At 72.5% G+C, this 20,047-nt stretch carries 15 protein-coding genes; 7 read left to right on the top strand and 8 right to left on the bottom strand.

Going from position 1 to position 20,047, the window contains the following annotated elements; all coding sequences use genetic code 11:
* Nucleotides 1-15 precede the first annotated feature (15 nt).
* A complete protein-coding gene (locus tag ASG91_RS11980) occupies nucleotides 16-1,080 on the top strand; it encodes a hypothetical protein (protein ID WP_056922877.1) in 1,065 nt (354 codons plus the stop codon).
* Nucleotides 1,081-1,112: 32 nt separating this feature from the next.
* On the opposite strand, the gene ASG91_RS11975 is transcribed toward ASG91_RS11980, so the two are convergent.
* Genes ASG91_RS11975 through pseB form a run of 3 tightly spaced genes read right to left on the bottom strand, consistent with a single transcriptional unit; the run spans nucleotide 1,113 to nucleotide 4,679 of the window.
* Nucleotides 1,113-2,549, bottom strand: coding sequence for a lipopolysaccharide biosynthesis protein (locus tag ASG91_RS11975; RefSeq protein WP_056922876.1), 1,437 nt, complete (start codon nucleotides 2,547-2,549; stop codon nucleotides 1,113-1,115).
* On the bottom strand, nucleotides 2,542-3,669 hold the full coding sequence (locus ASG91_RS11970) for a DegT/DnrJ/EryC1/StrS aminotransferase family protein (RefSeq protein WP_082594122.1): 1,128 nt from the start codon (nucleotides 3,667-3,669) through the stop codon (nucleotides 2,542-2,544). Before ASG91_RS11970 ends, ASG91_RS11975 begins: the two co-directional genes overlap by 8 nt.
* Nucleotides 3,670-3,671: 2 nt before the next feature.
* Complete coding sequence (pseB, locus tag ASG91_RS11965; protein ID WP_056922875.1) at nucleotides 3,672-4,679, bottom strand: UDP-N-acetylglucosamine 4,6-dehydratase (inverting); 1,008 nt, start codon at nucleotides 4,677-4,679, stop codon at nucleotides 3,672-3,674.
* A 43-nt stretch (nucleotides 4,680-4,722) separates the two neighbouring features.
* On the opposite strand from pseB, the gene ASG91_RS11960 reads away from it, so the two are divergent.
* On the top strand, nucleotides 4,723-5,451 hold the full coding sequence (locus ASG91_RS11960) for a cytidylyltransferase domain-containing protein (protein ID WP_082594121.1): 729 nt from the start codon (nucleotides 4,723-4,725) through the stop codon (nucleotides 5,449-5,451).
* Nucleotides 5,451-7,064, top strand: coding sequence for a bifunctional UDP-2,4-diacetamido-2,4,6-trideoxy-beta-L-altropyranose hydrolase/GNAT family N-acetyltransferase (locus tag ASG91_RS21050; RefSeq protein ID WP_056922874.1), 1,614 nt, complete (start codon nucleotides 5,451-5,453; stop codon nucleotides 7,062-7,064). The genes ASG91_RS11960 and ASG91_RS21050 overlap by 1 nt, the downstream gene beginning before the upstream one ends.
* A gap of 77 nt (nucleotides 7,065-7,141) precedes the next feature.
* Here the strand turns inward: ASG91_RS21050 and pseI are convergent, their stop codons facing one another.
* Nucleotides 7,142-8,200, bottom strand: a complete 1,059-nt coding sequence (gene pseI / locus ASG91_RS11950; RefSeq protein WP_056922873.1) for a pseudaminic acid synthase — start codon at nucleotides 8,198-8,200, stop codon at nucleotides 7,142-7,144.
* A gap of 201 nt (nucleotides 8,201-8,401) precedes the next feature.
* Between pseI and ASG91_RS11945 the strand changes: the two genes are divergently transcribed.
* Both ASG91_RS11945 and ASG91_RS11940 read left to right on the top strand, forming a co-directional pair.
* Nucleotides 8,402-11,128 (top strand): FG-GAP-like repeat-containing protein, encoded by a 2,727-nt coding sequence (locus ASG91_RS11945; RefSeq protein WP_157606324.1) that lies wholly within the window; start codon nucleotides 8,402-8,404, stop codon nucleotides 11,126-11,128.
* A complete protein-coding gene (locus ASG91_RS11940; RefSeq protein WP_056922871.1) occupies nucleotides 11,115-13,160 on the top strand; it encodes an FG-GAP-like repeat-containing protein in 2,046 nt (681 codons plus the stop codon). The genes ASG91_RS11945 and ASG91_RS11940 overlap by 14 nt, the downstream gene beginning before the upstream one ends.
* Nucleotides 13,161-13,169: 9 nt before the next feature.
* Here the strand turns inward: ASG91_RS11940 and ASG91_RS11935 are convergent, their stop codons facing one another.
* Nucleotides 13,170-13,811 (bottom strand): CoA transferase subunit B, encoded by a 642-nt coding sequence (locus tag ASG91_RS11935; protein WP_056922870.1) that lies wholly within the window; start codon nucleotides 13,809-13,811, stop codon nucleotides 13,170-13,172.
* A gap of 1 nt (nucleotide 13,812) precedes the next feature.
* The gene (locus ASG91_RS11930) at nucleotides 13,813-14,613 is read right to left on the bottom strand and encodes a CoA transferase subunit A (protein WP_056922869.1); all 801 of its coding nucleotides are present in this window, start codon (nucleotides 14,611-14,613) and stop codon (nucleotides 13,813-13,815) included.
* Between the two features lie 442 nt (nucleotides 14,614-15,055).
* On the opposite strand from ASG91_RS11930, the gene ASG91_RS11925 reads away from it, so the two are divergent.
* Nucleotides 15,056-16,690, top strand: a complete 1,635-nt coding sequence (locus ASG91_RS11925; protein WP_056922868.1) for a peptidoglycan-binding protein — start codon at nucleotides 15,056-15,058, stop codon at nucleotides 16,688-16,690.
* A 15-nt stretch (nucleotides 16,691-16,705) separates the two neighbouring features.
* Here the strand turns inward: ASG91_RS11925 and ASG91_RS11920 are convergent, their stop codons facing one another.
* A complete protein-coding gene (locus ASG91_RS11920; protein ID WP_056922867.1) occupies nucleotides 16,706-17,416 on the bottom strand; it encodes a TIGR03089 family protein in 711 nt (236 codons plus the stop codon).
* Entirely contained in the window at nucleotides 17,416-17,850 is a 435-nt protein-coding gene (locus ASG91_RS11915) for an adenylyltransferase/cytidyltransferase family protein (RefSeq protein ID WP_056922866.1), read from the bottom strand. Before ASG91_RS11915 ends, ASG91_RS11920 begins: the two co-directional genes overlap by 1 nt.
* 72 nt (nucleotides 17,851-17,922) lie before the next feature.
* On the opposite strand from ASG91_RS11915, the gene ASG91_RS11910 reads away from it, so the two are divergent.
* Nucleotides 17,923-20,037, top strand: coding sequence for a hypothetical protein (locus ASG91_RS11910; protein WP_056922865.1), 2,115 nt, complete (start codon nucleotides 17,923-17,925; stop codon nucleotides 20,035-20,037).
* Nucleotides 20,038-20,047: the final 10 nt, after the last annotated feature.

Raw genomic sequence — 20,047 nt, 5'->3', positions numbered from 1 at the left:
CGATAGCCTTCCGGCATGGAGTCGCAGAACCATTTCTACGGGCACAGCGCCGCCTTCGCGGTGTATGCCGGTCGGCCGAGACCACGGCACATCCACGGCTTGGTGCAACACGGCTGGACCGCGGTGTCCCCGGTGCAGACCCACTTCCGCGACTTCCCCAAGGTCGGCCTCGACGCCGGCAGCCGGCGTCGGCTGCTGGTCTGGTCGCACGAGTCGCGCGCCTGGGACCCCCGGGAGGAGCGGCACACCACGACCCCGGTCGGTGCCCAGTTCGCCTACCTCGCCCGCGCGGCGGGCCCGACGCCGAAGCCGCGGGACGAGCGCGACGAGGTCGTCCTCATGCCGGTGCACGGCATCCAGACCCAGCGGGTGCGCGGCGACCACGCCGGGCTGGCCAGGCTGTGGCGTGAGCAGGAGGGTCCGGCCACCGCCTGCCTGTATGCCGCGGACGCCGCAGACCCGGACATCCTCGGGGCCTACACCGGGGCCGGCCACCGGGTCGTCGTGCTGGGCGAGCGGATGGACGCGGAGTTCCTGTGGCGGCTCTGGACGATGCTCGGCCGAGCCCGGCGGGTGGTCTCGAACCGGCTCTCGACCCCGGTGCTCTACGGCGGGCACCTCGGCGCCGACCTCGGCGTCTACGGCGACGCGCTGCGCATCGACGGCGAGAGCGACGCGATGAACCAGCGCGTCCGGCAGACCTGGCCCGAGCTGCACGGCCAGCACCTCGACCCGGCCACCGCAGGCCCGGTGGTCGACCGTGAGCTGGGCGTGCAGCACCTCCTGCCGCCGGGCGAGCTCGAGCGGCTGCTGGGCTGGCGCGGCCTCGGCCCGGCCATCCCTGCCACGGAGTTCTGGACCACCTCGGTCGTGTCGCGGGCGGTCATCAACCTGCGTCGTCGCGCGGATGCGCCGGCCGCACCCCCTGCCGCCACGGAGGAGGCGCCCACGGGTCTGGCCTTCGGGCCGTGGCTGCGGGCGGCGATGTCCTACCTGCCGCGGCCGCTGCCCCGCACCCTGCCGGCTGCCGGACAGCTCGTCGAGCCGATCGAGGTCCGGCCCGCGGCGTGGGCCGGCTGAAGCCGGCCAGCGCGTGGGCCGGCTGAGGCCGGTCAGCGGGTGAGGACCCGGCGCAGCATGGCCAGGCTGGCCAGGAAGACGACCGCTGCCACCGCGATCCGGACCACGGTCCACGACCCCTCGACGGGCAGGGCGGCGCCCAGCGCGCAGAGGGCGAAGCCGAGGCCCAGGGCCGGGACCAGCGCACGTTCGTGCCAGCGGGTCGGGCTGACCCGTCGGGCGAGGCGCGCGACGCCCACGGCCATCGCGGCATACGTGATGGTCATGCCGACGCCCACGGCGGCGACGCCGAAGAAGTGGCCCGCGAGCCACGCCCCGGCCGTGCCCAGCACCAGCGACAACGGCGTGACCAGGGCGAGGCCCTCACTGCGCCCGGAGGCGAAGACCAGGTGGACGTTGCAGAGGTAGAGCACCGACAGCACCGTGCCGGCCGCGACGAGGCCGACCGCCGGGGTCATCTCGCCGGGGCTGTAGGAGGCCGGTGCCACGATCCGCAGGAGCACCGGCGCGGCCGCTGCGACGAACCCCGCCGCCAGGGCGGTGAGCACGGCGATGTCGCGACCGGTGTGCTCGAGCACCTCGGCCCGGTCGTGCTCGGGCGTGCGGTAGACGATCGGCGCCCACGCGTTGTTGAGGCTCGAGGTGAGCACCCCGGGGGCCGACCCGATGAGCACGGCGAGCTGGAGCCGACCGGCTTCGGCAGACCCGAACAGCCAGCCGGCGACCAGGACGAGGATGCCGCTGGCCAGGAAGATGGCCACCTGGTGCGGCACCGTCGGCACGCCCACGCGCAGGGCGCGCCGGGTGTCGCCGCGGTGGTGCTCGACCCCGCGCACGACCATCGCGAGGCCGCACAGGGCGGCGGCGAGGTAGCCGATGGCCAGACCGCCCAGGTAGCGCGCGGCGGTCGGCTCACCCGTGAGGAGCAGGACCATGCCGAGCAGCGGACCGCCCAGCGCACTGCCGAGCGACAGCAGGACGAAGGGCAGCGGACGGTCGAGCACCCGGAGGTAGGACTGGACGTTGACGACCATCGAGAAGCCGGCCGCCGAGGCGAGGGCGAGGACGAGCGCGATCGGCTCCCGGATGCCCAGCCAGCCGGCGCTCCACCCCGCGGTGAGGGCGCCGAGGGCGGTGAGGAGCACGGCAGCCGCAGCGCCCCGCAGCACCAGGCTCCGCGCGCCCGAGACGCCGGAGCTCTCGAGGATGCCGTGGCGGGTGATGGCGGCCGCCAGGCCGAGCCCGGCCACGATCATGCCCACCTGCACGACGACGAGCCCGGTCGCCACCGAGCCGTACTCCGTGCTGCCCAGCTGGCGGGTGACGAACGGCGTGACCACGGCGTTGCTGAGCACCGGCGCGGCCGTGCCCATCGTGTAGAGGAGCCCACGACCGAGCACCGCCTTGCTCGCGGTGCTGCCGGTGGAGCCGGCCGTGAGCGCGGGGTCGGACGGGAGTGGCTCAGCCACCCAGGAACTCACGGATCAGCTCGATGACCCGGTCGACGTCGGAGTCCAGCAGGTCGGGGAACAGCGGCAGCGAGATCTCCTGCTCGTAGTACTCCTCGGCCACGGGGCACATGCCGCGCTGGTAGCCCTGCGCGGCGTACAGCGGGTGCCAGTAGACCGGGATGTAGTTGACCTGCACCCCGATCCCGTTGTCGCGCAGGTGGTCGAAGAGCGCGCGGCGGCGCCCGTCCCGGATCCGCAGCGAGTAGAGGTGCCACGTGGGGTCGGCTCCATCGCGGGTCGGGGGCAGCAGCAGCTCGTCGAGCCCGGCCAGTCCCTCGGTGTAGCGCGCGTGCAGCTCGGTGCGGCGGTCCTTGAAGTGGCCCAGCCGGGTGAGCTGGTTGGACCCAAGGGCGGCCAGCACGTCGGGCAGGCGGTAGTTGACCCCGAGGTCGTGGACCTCGTACCACCAGGCGCCCTCGTCGGTGCGCTGCAGGCGCTCGGGGTCCTTGACCATGCCGATGTTGCGGAACGTCGCGGCGCGGAGCAACACCTCCGCGTCGGTGGCCACGACCGCGCCACCCTCGGCGGTGGTGAGGTTCTTGGTGGGGAAGAACGAGAACGTGGTGACGTCGGCCAGCGACCCGACCGGGGTGCCGTCGAGGCTGCCACCGATCGAGTGGGCGGCGTCCTCGAGGAGCAGCACGTCGCGGCCGGCGACCGCCGCGCGCAGGCCGGGGGCGTCGATCGGGTGGCCGCCGTAGTCGACCCCCGACACGACGCGGGTGCGGTCGGTGAGCGCCGCCGAGACGGACGCCGGGTCGAGGTTGCCGGTGTCGGGCGTCACGTCCGCGAAGACGACCGTGGCGCCGAGCATGGTGGCGGTGCTCGCCGTGGCCACGAAGGTGAGCGGGGTGGTGACCACCTCGTCGCCGGGGCCGACCCCGATCGCCGCGTATGCCGTGTGCAGGGCTGCCGTGCCCGAGGTCACCGTGACGGCCCCTTGGGTGCCGGCGAGCGCGGCGAGCTCGGACTCGAAGGAACGCACCCACGGCCCGGTGGTCAGCCAGTCGCTGGTGAGGACCTTCGAGACCGCGGCGACGTCGCTGTCGTCGACCGACTGGCGGCCGTAGGGGAGCACGCTCAGACGTCCGTCTCGAGCAGTGCGGTGAAGTCCTCCCTGGTGAACCACTCGGTGTTGTTGTCCGAGGTGTAGTGGAAGCCCTCGGGGACCGACTCGCCGTGCTCCGGAGCCGTGTAGCCCCAGGACGCGAGGTCGGGCTGGAGGACGAACCGGTCGCCGAGGCGCAGGGCCCGGCGGCCCTCCTCGGGGCTGATCATCTCCTCGTGGAGCTTCTCACCGGGGCGCAGGCCGATCTCGTGCATCTCCGCACCGGGGGCGACCGCCTGGGCGAGGTCGGTGATCTTCATCGACGGGATCTTGGGCACGTAGAGCTCGCCGCCCTGCATGATCTCGAACGAGTCGGTGACGAACTTGACCGCCTGGGGCAGGGTGATGAAGAAGCGGGTCATCCGCAGGTCGGTGATCGGCAGGGACTGGCCGGCCTCCGCGAGCTTTCGGAAGAACGGGATCACCGAGCCGCGGCTGCCCATGACGTTGCCGTAGCGGACCACGGAGAAGCGGGTCGGGTAGGCCGCGGCGTAGTGGTTGCCGGTGATGAAGAGCTTGTCGGCGGTGAGCTTGGTCGCGCCGTAGAGGTTGATCGGGGAGGACGCCTTGTCGGTGGACAGCGCGACCACGCGCTTGACGCCGGCGTCGATGCAGGCCTCGATGACGTTCTGCGAGCCGACGACGTTCGTCTGCACGAACTCCCACGGGTTGTACTCGGCGGTGTCGACCTGCTTGAGCGCGGCTGCGTGGACGACGTAGTCGACGCCGTGCATGGCCCGGTTGAGGCGGTGGCGGTCGCGGATGTCGCCGATGAACCAGCGCAGCCGCGGGTCGTCGCCGAACAGCTGGCGGCACTCGTACTGCTTGAGCTCGTCGCGGCTGAAGATCACGATCCGCTTGGGGTCGTGGTTCTTCAGGGCCTCGGTGATGAACGCCTTGCCGAACGAGCCGGTGCCACCGGTGACGAGGATCGAGGAGCCGGCGAGAACGGACGAGGGTGCAGCGGAGACGTCAGGCATGGGCGCAATAATGGCACGTCCCCCCACCCCCGGTAGGAGCCGCATGCGCGTCATCGTCGTCGTCCAGGCCCGGATGGGATCCACCCGGCTGCCGGGCAAGGTCCTCGAGGACCTCGGGGGCCTTCCCGTGCTCACGTGGGTGGTCCGTGCCTGTCGGGCCGCGCGCCTCGTCGACGACGTCGTCGTGGCCACCAGCACCCTCCCCGGCGACGACGCGGTGGCCGACCTCGCCCGCGAGCTCGGCGCACCCGTGGTGCGGGGGAGCGAGGACGACGTCCTGTCCCGCTACGTGCAGGCACTCGACGAGCAGCCCGCCGACGCCCTCGTCCGGATCACCGCCGACTGCCCCTTCACCGACCCGGCCGTCATCGACACGGTGGTCGGCGCGTGGCTGGCCGACCCCACCCTCGACTACGTCTCGACGGTGGTGGTGCGCACCCTGCCGCACGGCCTCGACGTCGAGCTGGTCACGGCGGAGGCGCTGCGCCGGGTCGCCGCGACGGCGACCGACCACCACCGCATCCACGTCACCTCGGGGATCTACACCGCGCCCGACGAGTTCGCGGTGATGGGCCTGTGCTTCGCCCCCGACACCACCGACCTGCGGATCACCCTCGACACCCCGCAGGACCTCGAGGCCCTGCGCGCGATCGTGGCCGAGCGCGGCACCGACATCGCCGAGCGACGCGAGATCGTCGCGCTGCTGAGGGCCCGGCCGGACCTGGCCGCGATCAACGCCGAGATCGCCCAGAAGTCGCTGGAAGCCGGCTGATGCGACTGCTCCTGCGGTGCGACGGAGGGCCGGGCATCGGGGTGGGCCACGTCGTGCGCAGCCTCGCGCTGGCCGAGGAGGCCACGGCGCGGGGCCACGAGGTGGCCCTGCTGGGCCGGGTCGAAGGTCCGTTCCTCACCACGCTGGCCGCCTCGGTCGGTCCCGGCCTGTCCCTGCTCGGGCCGTCGCCGTCGGACCAGCCGGCCGACCTGGCGCGGGCGGCGGCTGGCTACGACGTCCTCCACGTGGACCACTACGACCTCCCCGAGGGCCTGCTCGGTGCCTTGCAGCGGCCGACCCTGCGACCCGACGGTCCGGACTCGCCGGCCCCGGTGCTGTCGACGATGGCCGACGGCACCTTCGGGGCCCGCGCGGCCGACCTCGTCGTCGACCCCACGGTCGACGCGCAGTGGTCCGACCCCCCGGCGCCGGCCCGGTGGTACCTCGGCGGCGGGCGCTACGTGGCGCTGCGGCGGTCGGTCACCTCCCTACGCAGTGTGGACCCGACGGGGGAGCCCAGCGGTGCGCAAGCGCCTGGCGCTCCGGGGTCGCGGGCCGCGGGCTCCACCCAGCGGGTCCTCGTGGTGATGGGCGGCGTCGACCCGACCGGCGCCGCGCCGCGGGTGGTCGATGCGCTCGCGGCGACCGGCCTCGAGCTCGACGTCGTGGTGGTGGCCAACGAGCAGACCAGGTCGCCGCTGTCCGCCCGCGCCGACGACTGGCGCCACGGCACCCTCACGGTCACCGACCCGGTCGCCGACCTGCCGCGCGAGATGGCGACCGCCGACCTGGTGGTCACCGCGGCCGGCACGTCGGTGTGGGAGCTCTGCGCGATGGCCCGTCCGATGGCCGTCCTCGCCGTGGTCGACAACCAGGTCCCCGGCTACCTCGCGCTGCTGCGAGCAGGGGCGGCAGTGGGGCTCGGCTCGCCGACGGAGGTCCCGGACCCGGCGGCGATGGCGGGCGCGCTGACCGCGGTGCTCACCGACGCCACCGCCAGGCGCGACCTCGCGACCGCGGCCGGTCGCATGGTCGACGGGCTGGGCGCGTGGCGGCTGGTCTCGTCGCTGGAGGAGGTCGTCGGCGGAGCGAGGGCGTCGCGCGGACCCGGCGAGGTCTCGGTGCGGGCGGCCACCCCGGCCGACGCCGAGCTGCTCTGGCACTGGCGCAACGACCCGGCCACCCGCGAGAACTCGCGCTCGCACGAGCCGGTGCCCCTGGAGTCCCACCTCGCCTGGCTGGAGGCCAGCCTGGCCCGTGCGGACCGGCACCTGCTCGTGGGCGAGGTCGCCGGCCGTCCGGTCGGCACGGTCCGCTGGGACCGCGAGGCCACCGGGGAGTGGGAGGTCTCGATCACGGTCGCCCCGGACAGTCGCGGGCGCGGCGTCGCGGGCGGCCTCCTGGCCGCCGGAGAGGTCTGGCTGTCGCACGAGGCGACGCGCGAGGACCCGGCCGCCCCCTCCGGCGGGCCGGGCGACCGAGCCGGCGTCGCGGCATACCTCGCTGCGGTGCACACCGCGAACGCCGCGTCGAGGCGACTGTTCCTCGGGAGTGGCTACCTGCCCGACCGGCCGGCGGACGCCGACGGTTTCGAGAGGTTCGTCAAGTTCTGATCTCCTGCTGCGCCCGGAAGTTCTGATCTCCTGCTGCGCCCGGAAGTTCTGATCTCCTGCTACGCCCGGAATGTGGCCTAGACCAGGTCCCAGGTGAGCGGCGTGCCGCGCTCCACGGCGCTGGTGAAGGTGCGGCCGAGCACCTTCTCGATCTCGTCGGTCGCCAGGCCACCGGCGGGACGGATCGAGCGGATGTTGTCGCGGGTGACGGCGTCGCCGGCGGCGACGTCGGCCACGACGTAGAGCGAGCGGCGCAGCGCCAGGGTGTCGCGCTCCGACTCGGTGGGCCCGAACCGCGGGGGCTGCACGGCCTTGCGTGCGGCGGCGGACTCGCGGACCAGCGCGGTGAGCTCGTGGGGCTCGAGCGAGAAGTCGGAGTCGACCCCTCCGTCGGCCCGCGCGAGGGTGACGTGCTTCTCGAGGGCGACCGCGCCGAGCGCCACGGCGGCCACCGAGACACCGATGCCCTCGGTGTGGTCGGACAGGCCGATCGGGATGCCGAACGCCTCCTGGAGCGTCGGGATCGACAGCAGGCGGGCGTCCTCGGGGGCAGCGGGGTAGGACGCCGTGCAGGCGAGCAGGACCATCTGGGTGCAGCCGCCGTCGCGCGCCGCCGACAGCGCCCGGTCGATCTCGCCGAGGGTGGCCATGCCGCTGGAGATGATCATCGGCTTGCCGGTGGCGGCGACCTCGCGGATGAGCGGGAGGTCGACCACCTCGGCGGAGGCGATCTTGTAGGCCGGGGCGTCGAGCGACTCCAACAGCTCGATCGCCGTCGGGTCGAACGGGCTGGAGAACGGCGTCAGGCCGCGCTCGCGGGCCCGCTCGAACATCGGGGCGTGCCACTCCCAGGGGGTGTGCGCCTCCTGGTAGAGGTCGTGGAGGGTGCGGCCACCCCACAGGCCGTGGTCGGCCCGGATCTGGAACTGCGGGCCCTTGGCGTCGATGGTGATGGTGTCGGCCGTGTAGGTCTGGAACTTGACCGCCTGCGCGCCGGACTCGGCGATCGCGTCGATGATCTCCAGGGCCCGCTCGAGCGAGCCGTTGTGGTTGCCGGACACCTCCGCGATGACGAACGGGGTCTGTCCCGGCCCCACCTGGTGGCCGTCGATCTCAATGGGTGCAGGGCTGGTCATGGGACCAGCCTAGGCGACGGTCCGGCCGAGCCCCGACTCGTGGTCCGGGCGGCGGCTGCAGTCGCGGATCGGTAACAAATGCCTGTGTCTGCTGTGAAAGTTGGGAACTCGTGCTGCTTGTGCACCGGTTGTGGGGCATGGTGTCGGGTAACTCGCCCTTGACGCTCCTTTCCCCCGCACCCGACTCCTGCGAGATCTGCCATGCCTGTGCCATCCCTGACCTGGTCCACCGTGCTGCACCGGACCGCCGCCCCGACGCTCGGCCTGAGCCTGGCCCTGGTCGCGACCTCGGTCGTCACCGTCGGGCCGCTCCCCGGCAGCGCCGCCGCCGCGCAGACCCACCCGGTGAAGTCGAGCCGGGTGCAGGTGACCGCCACTCCCCGGGCCGTCGACCAGCTCGGCGGGGCGCGACCGTCGTCGACCCGTTCGGGGGCGGTCACCGCGGCCCAGCCGGTACACCGCGACCTCGCGGTGGTCGGCGCGACCTGGGTCAAGGGTCAGCTGGGGGCGGACGACGTCGTCCAGGTGCGCATCCACAAGGACGGCGCCTGGGACGCGTGGCAGACCATGGACCGCGACGACGACCACGCCCCGGACGTCGACGGGCCGGGCGGCGCCGAGGGCCGTCGCGTCGTGCGCGAGGGCACCAGCGCCTACGTCGTGGACGGCGACCAGACCCAGGTGCGGGTGCTGAGCCGCAAGGCCGTGGCGCCCACCGTGCAGGTGTCGGTCGTCGACCCCGGCACGTCGGACGCGGACGGCGCACCGGGCGCAGCCGCCCCCGGGGCGGCGACGGCTGCTGCAGCTCGGCCGACCATCCACACCCGCAAGGAGTGGGGCGCCGACGAGTCGATGCGGCAGGGGAGCGTCGGCTACGGCCAGGCGCACATCGCGTTCGTGCACCACACCGCCGGCACCAACACCTACTCGAGCGCCCAGGTGCCGGCCATCATCCGCGGCATCTACGACTACCACGTGAACGGTCAGGGCTGGAACGACATCGGCTACAACTTCCTCGTCGACCGGTTCGGCCGGATCTGGGAGGGGCGCTACGGCGGGGTCGACAAGGCCGTCATCGGCGCGCACACGGCCAACTACAACTCGTGGTCCTTCGGCGTCGCCGCGATGGGCGACTTCACCTCCGCGACCCCACCAGCGGCGATGCTCACGGCGATCGAGCGCACCATCGCCTGGAAGTTCACCCTGCACGGCAACCCCGCCACGGGCACCGTGTTCGCCCGCGACAAGACGTTCAACCGGATCTCCGGGCACCGCGACGGCGGCTCGACCAGCTGCCCCGGCCAGCAGATGTACAACCGCCTGCCCACGATCCGCAGCGCGGTGGCGTCGATGATCGGCACGTTGCAGCGGTCGGGCATCTCGCGGTCGCTCGACAGCGGGGGCACGCCCGACCTGCTCACGTACCCGGGCACGCTGAGCCCGCCGACGATGAGCGGGTCCGTGCAGCGGCTCACCAGCGCCGCACCGCAGCCGGTGAGCTCGGCGCAGACCATCGGCAAGGGGTGGAACGCCCTCGACGACATCGTCCTCAGCCCCGACCTCACCGGTGACGGCCGGGCCGACATCGTCGCCCGCGACCCCGCCCGCAACGCCGTGCGCGTCTACGCGGGGAACGGTCGGGGCGGGTTCGGCACGATGGCCGTGAAGGGTGGCGGCTGGAACGTCATGAGCCGGCTGGTCGCCGCGGGCGACCGCACCGGCGACGGCCGTGCCGACCTGCTCGCAGTGCGCAACGACGGAGCACTGCTCCTGTATGCCGGCGACGGCCGTGGGTGGGTGACCTCCGGTGTGGCCATCGGGACCGGGTTCGGTGGCGTCCGGACGCTCACGAGTGCCGGTGACCTGACCGGCGACGGTCACCCCGACCTGCTGGGCATCCGCAGCTCCGACAACCAGCTGGTGCTCTACCCCGGCACGGCGTCGGGAGGCCTGGGCGCCGCCCGGACCTGGGGGAGCGGCTGGGGCTCGCTCGACAGCATCACGGCGGGTCCCGACCTCGACGGTGACGGCCACGCCGGTGACCTCGTCGTCCGCCAGCGGGACGGCGTGATGCGCACCTACTACGCGGATGCCGCGGGCAAGCTGACCCGCTACAACTTCTGGGGCAAGGGCTGGTCCTCGCTCGACCACGTCACGAGTGGGGCCGACTGGGACGGCGACGGCCACGCCGACGTGATCGCCCGCGTGCCGGGTGACTCGACGCTGCGCCTCTACCGCGGCACGGGTCAACGCGACTTCGGCTCCGCGCCGGTGCCCGCCGGGGTCCAGGTGAGCGGGATGGACCTGGTGCGCGTGGTCGGCGACCTCGACGGCGACGGTCGCACGGACGCCGTAGCCAGGGGTGCCGGCAACGGCAACCTCTACCTGCTGCGCGGTCAGAGCGCCGGTGGCTTCGCCGCCTCCAGCACCCCGATCGGCAAGGGCTGGCAGGTCTTCGACCTGATCGAAGCCGCGGGCGACCTGAGCAACGACGGGGTGCCGGACCTGATCGCCCGGACCACTGGTGGCGAGCTGCGGATGTACACGATGACGCGGAGCGGGACCTTCGCGTGGTGGATCCAGCTGGGGCTCGGCTGGCAGGTGATGAGCAGTGTCACCGCCGCCGGCGCGGTCAACGGCGACTTCAACGCAGACGTCGTGGGGCTGCGCAAGAGCGACGGGGCGGTCCTGCTCTACCGCGGCAGCGGGCCGGGCACGCTGAACGACTATGTGGTGGCCATTTCGGGGCAAACCGACCTGCGTCGGATCATGGGGGTGGGAGACTTGAACGGAGACCGCAAGAATGACCTACTGGCAGAGGACAACGGTGGAAAGCTCTGGCTCTACGCGGGCGACGGGACGAAGGGGTTCAGCTCCGTTCGGCAGCCCGTCACCGCTCCTGCAGGTGCGGCGAATGTCCTGGGCTAGGTCGGGCCGGCTGCGGTCACTGACCGCCGCCGGGGTCGCCGTGGCAGTCGGCCTCGTCGTGTCAGCCGGTCCGGCGGGCGCAGCCGAGGTCTACCCCCGTCCCGCGGACGGCACCCTCACCATCACCGGCCACGGCAACGGGCACGGCCACGGCATGTCGCAGTACGGCGCCCTCGGGGCGGCCGAGGCGGGCCTCACGTGGCAGCAGATCGTCGGCTTCTACTACCCCGGCACCACCCCTGGCTCGATGGGCAACCCCACGATCCGGGTGCGGGTGGCCGACCTCGGCAGCACCGTTCAGGCCGTGCCGGCCACCGGGCTGCGGGTCACCTGGAACCTCACCGACTCCTCGGTCCTGCCGACCGAGAAGGACGGCAAGGCCATCACCCGGTGGCGGCTCATCCCCGCGCCCAAGGTGTCGGGCACGCCCACGAAGTTCCGCCTCCAGTACCTCCCCGATGTCCCGTCCCCGACGTGGACGACCTACGCCACCGCCAGCGTGCCGTTGACCGGCGCCTTCCTCAACAGCACCTCCGGGATCGTCACGACCTACCGCGGGACCACCCAGGTGCAGTACCGCGGGCAGGTCCGCGGGATCCTCAGCGGCAGCCCCGGCGCCGAGTCCCTCGTGCCCGTCGTGGCGCTGCCGATGGACAGCTACCTGCGCACCGTGGTCCCGAGCGAGGTCTTCGCCTCCTGGCCGGCCGCCACCCTGCGCGCCCAGGCTGTGGCGGCCCGCTCGTTCGCCGAGTGGCACCGCACCAATGCGCCGGTCTCGACCTGGTACGACGTCTACGACGACACCCGCAGCCAGGTCTTCAAGCCGACCAAGACCGGCAGCACCTCGAACGAGTTCGCGTCGACCAACGACGCCATCAGCGTCACGGCGAAGATGGCCGTGCTCTACAGCGGCAAGGCCGCCTTCACCCAGTTCAGCGCGTCCGACGGGGGCTGGTCCTCCGACGGCGGCAAGCCCTACCTCGTGGCCAAGCGCGACGACTACGACGCCACGCCCTCGAACCCGTACCACACGTGGACGCACACGCTCTCGACCTCGACCATCGAGGCCAGCTACCCGAGCATCGGGTCGTTCAAGTCGCTGGCGATCACCCAGCGCAACGGGCTCGGCGACCAGGGTGGCCGGGTCCTCGCCGCCACCATCACCGGGTCCAAGGGATCGGTCAGCCCGAGCGTCTCGTCGCTGCGCAGCGTCTTCGGCAACACCTGGAGTGACTGGTTCGCCCCCCGGCTCGAGTCGGCCTCCTCCTTCCCGCGCGACGTCACGGGGGACGCGAAGATGGACGTCCTCGCGGTCGAGGCCGGTAGTGGCGCCCTGCGCGTCTACTCCGGCAACGGCAAGGGCGGGTGGAACCCGACCACGGTCGCCGAGCCCAGTGGCTGGAACTCATACGCCAAGGCGCTGACGGCCGGCACGTGGGACGCCGACACCATCAGCGACGTCATCGTGCAGGACACCGCTGGCAACCTGTTCCTGCGCAGCGGCACCGGCAACGGGACCTTCGCAGCCGCCAAGAAGATCGGCGCCGGCTGGACCATCCACAACCTGGTCCTGCCCGTCGGTGACTTCGACGGCGACGGCCTGACCGACCTGATCGCCCGTCGCGCGAGCGACGGCGCGCTCTGGCTCTACTCCGGCAACGGGACCGGCGGCTTCAAGGGCCACAGCACGATCGGTGGGGGCTGGAACATCTTCACCTCGATCCTCAGCCCCGGCGACTTCACCGGTGACGGCCACCCCGACGTGCTGGCCCGCACGGCCGACGGCACCTTCTACCTCTATGCCGGCGACGGCACGGGTGGCTGGAAGCCGAGGGTGAAGGTCGGCAGCGGCTGGGACACCTTCACCGCGCTCACCAGCGGCGGGGACTTCAACGGCGACGGCAAGTCCGACGTCCTCGCCCGCACGTCGTCGGGTCTGCTCTACCTCTACCCGGGCAACGGCACCGGTGGCTGGAAGCCCCGCGTGGTCGTGGGCAACGGCTGGCAGATCTTCTCGAACATCCTGCGCTGACGGACCGCCCTACCCGGCGAGGTCGACGGTGAAGGCCGGCTCGGTCTTCTCGCGGACCTCGTCCTCGGTCACGCCGTCGGCGAGCTCGCGCAGCACCAGGCCCGACTCGGTGACGTCGAAGACGCACAGGTCGGTGATGATCCGCTGCACGACCCCGCGGCCGGTATAGGGCAGCGAGCACTCGTCGACGATCTTGTAGGAGCCGTCCTTGGCGTTGTGCTCCATCAGGACGATGACCTTCTTGGCGCCGTGGACCAGGTCCATCGCCCCGCCCATGCCCTTGACCATCTTGCCGGGGATCATCCAGTTGGCGATGTCGCCCTGGGCCGAGACCTGCATCGCGCCGAGGATCGCGGCGTCGACCTTGCCGCCGCGGATCATCCCGAAGGACGTGGCCGAGTCGAAGAACGACGAGCCACGACGCAGCGTGACGGTCTCCTTGCCGGCGTTGATGAGGTCCGGGTCCTCTTCCCCGTCAACGGGATACGCACCGACGCCGAGGATGCCGTTCTCGGACTGGAGGACGATCTCGACGTGGTCCGGGACGTAGTTGGGCACTAGCGTCGGCAGCCCGATGCCGAGGTTGACGTACGAGCCGTCGGACAGCTCCGCGGCCGCGCGGGCGGCCATCTGCTCACGGGTCAGTGCCATCTCAGGCCTCCTGCGTCGTGCTGGTGGTGTCGGGGCGGGGGCGGACGGTGCGGCGCTCGATCCGCTTCTCCTTGGCCTGTTCGGCGGTCAGCGGCAGCACCCGGTGCACGTAGATCCCGGGCAGGTGCACCTGGTCGGGGTCGAGCTCGCCGGGCTCGACGAGCTGCTCGACCTCCGCGATCGTGGTGCGGCCGGCCATCGCGGCCAGCGGGTTGAAGTTCCGGGCGGACTGGTTGAAGACCAGGTTGCCGTGCCGGTCGCCCTTCCACGCGCGGACGAGCCCGAAGTCGGCGACGATCGCGCGCTCGAGGACGAACTCCTTGTCGTGCCCGTCGACCTGGAAGACCTTGACCTCCTTGGGAGGTGAGGCCTTCGCGACGGTGCCGTTCGCGGCATACAGCCAGGGCAGCCCGCCCTCGGCGACCTGGGTGCCGGCGCCGGTCACCGTGTAGAACGCGGGGATCCCGCTGCCGCCGGCGCGCAGCCGCTCGGCCAGCGTGCCCTGCGGCGTCAGCTCCACCTCGAGCTCGCCCGAAAGGTACTGCCGCTCGAACTCCTTGTTCTCCCCGACATAGGAGGAGACCATCCGGGCGATCCGCTTGTCCTTGAGCAGGATGCCCAGGCCCCAGTCGTCGACGCCACAGTTGTTGCTGATCGCCTCGAGGCCGGTCACCCCCGCATCGTGGATCGCCGCGATGAGCACGCTCGGGATGCCGCAGAGCCCGAACCCGCCCACCGAGAGGGAGGAGCCGTCGACGATCCCGTCGATGGCTTCGGCCGCGGTGGAGACGACTTTGTCCATGGCGTGGACTCTAGCCGGACCCCTCGGGCCCCCTTGCGTGGTCCCTCCCCACAGTCCTCGGTATGCCGCGTGCCCGCCCCACATGCCGACGGTGCACCGCGTGACGAGCCCGGTCTCCGACCGTCCTCGCCTCAGCTTTATCGGGTCAAGCAAGAAGGTTGACCTTCGCACGGGAAGCGTTCCGGGGTGAAGCTCAACGTTCCCCCTGGACCCGATAAAGCTGAGGTATGCCGGCCGGGCGCCGCCCAGCGCGGCTGGCCGTTCGGGGGAGGCGGGAGCGAATTCCGTGGTTGTAGTTCGCTCGAACCGCTTGTGACGGGTGAGTACTGGTGGGACAAATGTCCTGCCTGCTCCGCAAGTGACGTCTGGTCACCTGTGGGGCAGGTGTCCAACTCGTACTGCGGCTCGGGCTCCGAGCCGCCATCCCCCCGTGGAGTTTCTCGTGTCGCGTGTCGTGCGTGCCTTCGGCGTCCTGGCCATCCCTGTGCTCACCGTCCCCGTCGGGATGGCGACCGCGGACGCGGCCACCCTGCCCAAGCCCCCGACCAAGACGCTGCCGTCCGCCCTCGACGTGGCCCCGCCCTACCAGGCGCAACGGCTCTGCGACCCGCAGGCCAAGCCGGGCGTCGTGGCCTTCGCCAAGCTGATGTCCAGCCACTACAAGGTCGGCACCTCCGAGTGGGGCATCGTCCGGAACTGCAACAGCGGCCTCACCGAGCACTCCGAGGGTCGCGCCTGGGACTGGATGCTCAGCGCCAACAAGCCCAACGAGAAGGCCATCGCCGACTCGGTGACCCAGTGGCTGTCGGCGCCCGACGCGCAGGGTCGGCCCGGTGCCATGGCCCGCCGGTTCGGGATCATGTACATCATCTGGAACCACAAGATGTGGCGCGCCTACGACCCGGCGCGTGGCTGGGCCCCCTACACCGGGCCGGTGCCGCACACCGACCACATCCACTTCTCGTTCTCGTGGGACGGCGCCTACGCCCGCACCTCCTGGTGGACCGGCAAGGCCCTGACGACGGTCAGCCCCGGCCCGGCCTCGGCCCCCAAGCCCACGACGCCGCCGCAGACCCCGTCGGCCGTCTACTCGCTGCTCATCCAGGGCGCGACGGGTCCCGACGTGGTGCTCGCGCAGAAGGTCATCGGTGTGACGCCCGACGGCATCTTCGGCGCGAAGACGGCGGCCGCCCTGAAGACCTGGCAGGCCGCCCACGGCGTCAAGGTGACCGGCCAGCTCGACCCGGCGACCTGGGCCAAGATGGTGGCCCTCAAGCTGATCCCCCCGCGCGGCACGGCGACGACGCCGTCGACCCCGACCAAGCCCCCGGTCACCCCGACCAAGCCCCCGGTCACCACCCCGACGAAGCCGCCGGTGAAGTCCCCCGCCAGCCCGCTCGCGGCCTACGCCAAGCTGACCCTGAAGAAGGGCTCCTCCGGGGCCGCGGTCGTCGCCCTCCAGAAGGCGCTCGGCATCACCGCGGACGGCGCGTTCGGTCCCAAGACCGAGGCCGCCGTCAAGGCCTTCCAGGCCCGCCGCAACCTGCCGGCGACCGGCATCGTCGGCCCGAGCACGTGGGCCGCGCTGATGGGTGGCACCGGCAGCACCGACTCGGCCTCGCGCAGCACCACGCGCGTCGCCACTCCCTACACCGCCCTGAAGTCCACGGTCCTCAAGGCTGGTTCGCGCGGCACCGCCGTCAAGACCCTCCAGCGGGCCCTCGGCGGCCTGGCCGTCGATGGGGCGTTCGGGGCGCGCACGACCGCCGCGGTCAAGGCGTTCCAGAAGTCCCACCAGCTGGCCCAGACCGGTGTCGTGGACGGCAAGGTCTGGCAGGCCCTCGAGAACCGCGACTACCCGCTGCGTGCCTACTACGGCACCGTCCTCAAGGCGGGCTCGCACGGCACGGCCGTCACGGCGCTGCAGAAGGCGCTGGGCGTCAAGGCCGATGGCAGCTTCGGCCCGGCGACCGCCACGGCCGTCAAGGCGCTCCAGGGCCGCGCCAAGCTGGCCCGGACCGGTGTGGTCGCGACCCTCACGTGGCAGGCCCTCGAGGCCGAGCTGCGCCGCCGCTAGCGCAGGGCAGAGGGGCTAGGCCTCGACGGTCACGCCTTCGGAGGCCAGTCGAGCGGCGCGGCCACCCTCGGGCTCCGGCCCGCGGGACAGCACGAGCGAGCCGTCCACCGACCAGGCGCCGAGGGCCGTCGCCAGCACGCTCGAGAGGGACTCGGCCGCAGTGTGCACGCGACTACCCGGAGCCCAGTTGCCTTGGGGGACAACGGATTCGTATGCCGCGTCGGCACCTGCGCCGACCACGGCGAGGTCGCTGGGAGCCGGCTCGTCCCACGGGCTGAACTGGTCGGCATACGTCGCCAGCTCCTTGGCCTCGTCCATCACCCCCGCGGGCACGGACCCGGCGGCGCCGCGGGTCAGGGCGGCCAGCGTCACGAGGACGGAGGGCGTCGGGGCCGGGGTGGCCCTCGCGGGGTCGTCGGTGACGACGAGGTCCGCGTCAGCGTCGTCGAGGACGACCGTCGCGCCGACGGACCAGACGGCCAGCGCCCAGTAGAGCGAGCGCCAGTGCGGGGGCAGCGCCAGCCGGACGCGCGAGCCGGGCGCGAGGTCCCACTCCTCCTGGAGCGCGTTCGCGGCCTTGCTCACCCAGTTGGCGAGCACCTTGGCGCTCAGCTCGATGCGCTCACCGCGGGTGGCGCCGGGCGTGTCCTCGTAGAAGGTGACCCGGGGACGGCCCGGGTCCGACCGCAGCATCGCCGCGAGCACCTCCGCGGGAGTGGCGGGCATCAGGCGGTGTTGGCGATGTGCTCGATGAGCTCGGTCGTCGACACGGACGGCGTGCGCGGGAAGTAGACGACCTCGCACAGGTCGGACACGAAGTCGAACCGGCCCTTCCAGTCGTCGCCCATCGCCAGGACGTCGGCCCGGTGCTCGATGATGTAGTCGCGCTTGAGCTCGAGGCTCTCCTCCACGAAGACCTCGTCGACGAACTTCAGGCTGCCGATGATCTCGAGCCGCTCGTCCTGGGAGAAGACCGGGGCCCGGCCCTTCTTGGCCTCGTTGAGCGCATCGGCCGAGACGCCGACGACGAGCCGGTCGCCAAGGGAGGCGGCGCGCTTGAGGATCCGGATGTGCCCGACGTGCAGCACGTCGAAGGTCCCGAAGGTGATGACCGTGCGCGGAGCGGTGGTGTCCCCGGACTGGGTGGTGTCGTCAGGCATGGCCGTGAGGTTATCGCGAGGGCGCGCACCGGTGCGCGGCCGAGGTGCTCCCGCGCAGTAGCGTTGCCGTCTGTGAGCAGCCGCGAGCCCCGCCGCTACCCCTATGCCCCGGACCCCGGCGACCTCCCGCTGCTGAGGGGTGAGGCCTGGGGCGGCTGGCTGGTGACCCGCACCGTCGTCTGGGCCGGCCTGTGGCTGGTCCTCGGCTCGGTCGCCGCGGCGCTCCTCTCGCTCGGTGGGGTCTGGAGCCCGTGGGTCGCCGGACCGGTGCTGCTGGTGCTCGCGGTGGTGGCCGGCTTCGGCGCCGCGCTGGTGCCGGTGCGCCCGCTCCCGGTCTGGTCAGCAGGACTGTTGGTGGTGCTCTCGGTCGGAGCCGTCGTCTGGGCCGGCGCGACCCACTCCGAGCAGGTGCTCCCGCGGCGCGACTCCGGCTCCTACCTCCAGTCGGCGATCCAGCTGGCCGCCGGCCATGCCCGTCCGATCGCGGTGAGCCCCGACTCGGTCGGCGGACCCGACGTCCTGGCCATAGACGGCATCACGCTGGCGAGTCCGGCGTTCTACGCGACGGGCACCCCTCAGCACCCGAGCATCCAGCCGCAGTTCCCGGTGGGTGCCTCGGCCTGGTACTCCGTCGCGTGGTGGGTCGCCGGTCCCGCGGGCACGGCCTGGGCGCCCGCGATCCTGTTCGGCCTCACCGTCCTGGGCGTGGGGCTGCTCGCCGCGACGGTCGTGGGTCCGCGGTGGGGACCGCTGGCCGCGCTGGGCGCCGGGCTGCTCTTCCCGCTGCTCCACGTCGCCCGCTCGACCTACTCCGAACCCGTGTCCCTCCCCGTGCTGGCCGCCGGTCTCCTCGCCCTGGTGCTGGCGGCCCGCAGCGCGGCGTTCCCCGATGTCGTGTCGGCCCGCCGCGCCGCCGTCGTGGCCGGGGTGCTGATGGGTGGCGCGATCGCGATCCGCGTCGATGCCCTGCGCGAGGTGGTCCTGGGCGTCCCGGTCGTGGTGCTGGCTGCCCTGCAACGCCAGACGCACGCCCGGGCGCTCGCCGTCTCGACCGCGGTGTCGACCGCGATCGCCTTCGGCGTCACCTGGCTGACGTCGAGCGAGTACCTCGGCAGCATCGCCGGCTCGCTCCTCCCACTGGTCGCGATGGGGGTGGCCGCGTGCCTGCTCGGCGTCGTCCTGCTGTGGGGTTCGGCGCGCGGCTGGGCGCTGCCGACCATCGTCCAGGCGTGGCTGCCGCGGATCCTCGCCGGCGGGTTCGTCGTCGTGGGCCTGGTGCTCGCGAGCCGTCCCTGGTGGCAGGTCGTGCGCCAGTCGGCCGCCGACTCCGGGGCCCGGGTGGTGGCGGGGCTGCAGGCGCGGCAGGGCCTGACCGTCGACGGCGGCCGGACGTATGCCGAGCACACCCTGGTCTGGATGTCGTGGTGGGTCGGCCCGGCTGCCCTCGGCCTCGCCCTCGTGGCGACCGCGGTGCTCGCCCACCGTGCCGCGTCGGCCTGGGTGGACGGCCGCGCGCTGCCGGGCTGGAGCGGACCGGCGGTCATCACGGTCGGCTCGACCCTGCTCACCCTCTACCGTCCGGGGATCACGCCCGACCACCCATGGGCGGACCGCCGGCTGGTCATCGCGCTGCCCACCGTCGTGGTCCTCACCGTGGCGTGCGCGGCGGTGGTCTCGCGGTGGTCCACCCGGCGCCTCCCGTATGCCGTGAACGTCGCCGTCAGCGTCGGGATCGCGGCGGCCCTGCTCGTGCCCACGGCCCTGGCCACCCGTCCACACCTCGACGAGCGGGTCGAGCGGGGGGAGTGGGCCGCGGTCGACACGGTCTGTGCCGCCATGCACCCGGGTGACGTCGCCCTGATGGTCGACTCGAGGGCCGCCAACGAATGGCCCCAGGTGCTGCGCGGCTACTGCGGCGTCAGCGCCCTGTCGACCACGTCCACGCTCCGCAGCGACCCGAGCCGGCTGGGCGCCGCGGTCCAACAGGTCCAGCGCGCGGTCGAGGCCCGGGGCGGTCGGCTCGTGCTGGTGGCGGCCGACTCTCCCGAGGGACTCCAGCGGCTCGGCCTCAAGGGTGCCGTGGTGGCGGTGGACGCGCGGGTCCGGGAGGACGACCGGCTGCTCGAAGCACGCCCCAACTCCTTGGTGGAGCTGCCGATCCGCGTGTACCTCGGACGCCTCGGCTGAGGTCCCGTCC

This window comes from Phycicoccus sp. Soil802, from assembly GCF_001429605.1.
In the GTDB taxonomy this organism is placed as follows: Bacteria; Actinomycetota; Actinomycetes; order Actinomycetales; family Dermatophilaceae; genus Pedococcus.
Note: the sequence above shows the minus strand (reverse complement) of the source record. Positions and strands in the feature narration are given on the sequence as shown.

Bases quoted from the DNA above. Each gene is read 5' to 3' on its own strand.
- ASG91_RS11980 (WP_056922877.1), top strand. From the start codon at position 16: ATGGAGTCGCAGAACCATTTCTACGGGCACAGCGCCGCCTTCGCGGTG.
- pseB (WP_056922875.1), bottom strand. From the start codon at position 4,679: ATGCCTGACGTCTCCGCTGCACCCTCGTCCGTTCTCGCCGGCTCCTCG.
- ASG91_RS11960 (WP_082594121.1), top strand. From the start codon at position 4,723: ATGCGCGTCATCGTCGTCGTCCAGGCCCGGATGGGATCCACCCGGCTG.
- ASG91_RS21050 (WP_056922874.1), top strand. From the start codon at position 5,451: ATGCGACTGCTCCTGCGGTGCGACGGAGGGCCGGGCATCGGGGTGGGC.
- pseI (WP_056922873.1), bottom strand. From the start codon at position 8,200: ATGACCAGCCCTGCACCCATTGAGATCGACGGCCACCAGGTGGGGCCG.
- ASG91_RS11945 (WP_157606324.1), top strand. From the start codon at position 8,402: ATGCCTGTGCCATCCCTGACCTGGTCCACCGTGCTGCACCGGACCGCC.
- ASG91_RS11940 (WP_056922871.1), top strand. From the start codon at position 11,115: ATGTCCTGGGCTAGGTCGGGCCGGCTGCGGTCACTGACCGCCGCCGGG.
- ASG91_RS11935 (WP_056922870.1), bottom strand. From the start codon at position 13,811: ATGGCACTGACCCGTGAGCAGATGGCCGCCCGCGCGGCCGCGGAGCTG.
- ASG91_RS11930 (WP_056922869.1), bottom strand. From the start codon at position 14,613: ATGGACAAAGTCGTCTCCACCGCGGCCGAAGCCATCGACGGGATCGTC.
- ASG91_RS11920 (WP_056922867.1), bottom strand. From the start codon at position 17,416: ATGCCCGCCACTCCCGCGGAGGTGCTCGCGGCGATGCTGCGGTCGGAC.
- ASG91_RS11915 (WP_056922866.1), bottom strand. From the start codon at position 17,850: ATGCCTGACGACACCACCCAGTCCGGGGACACCACCGCTCCGCGCACG.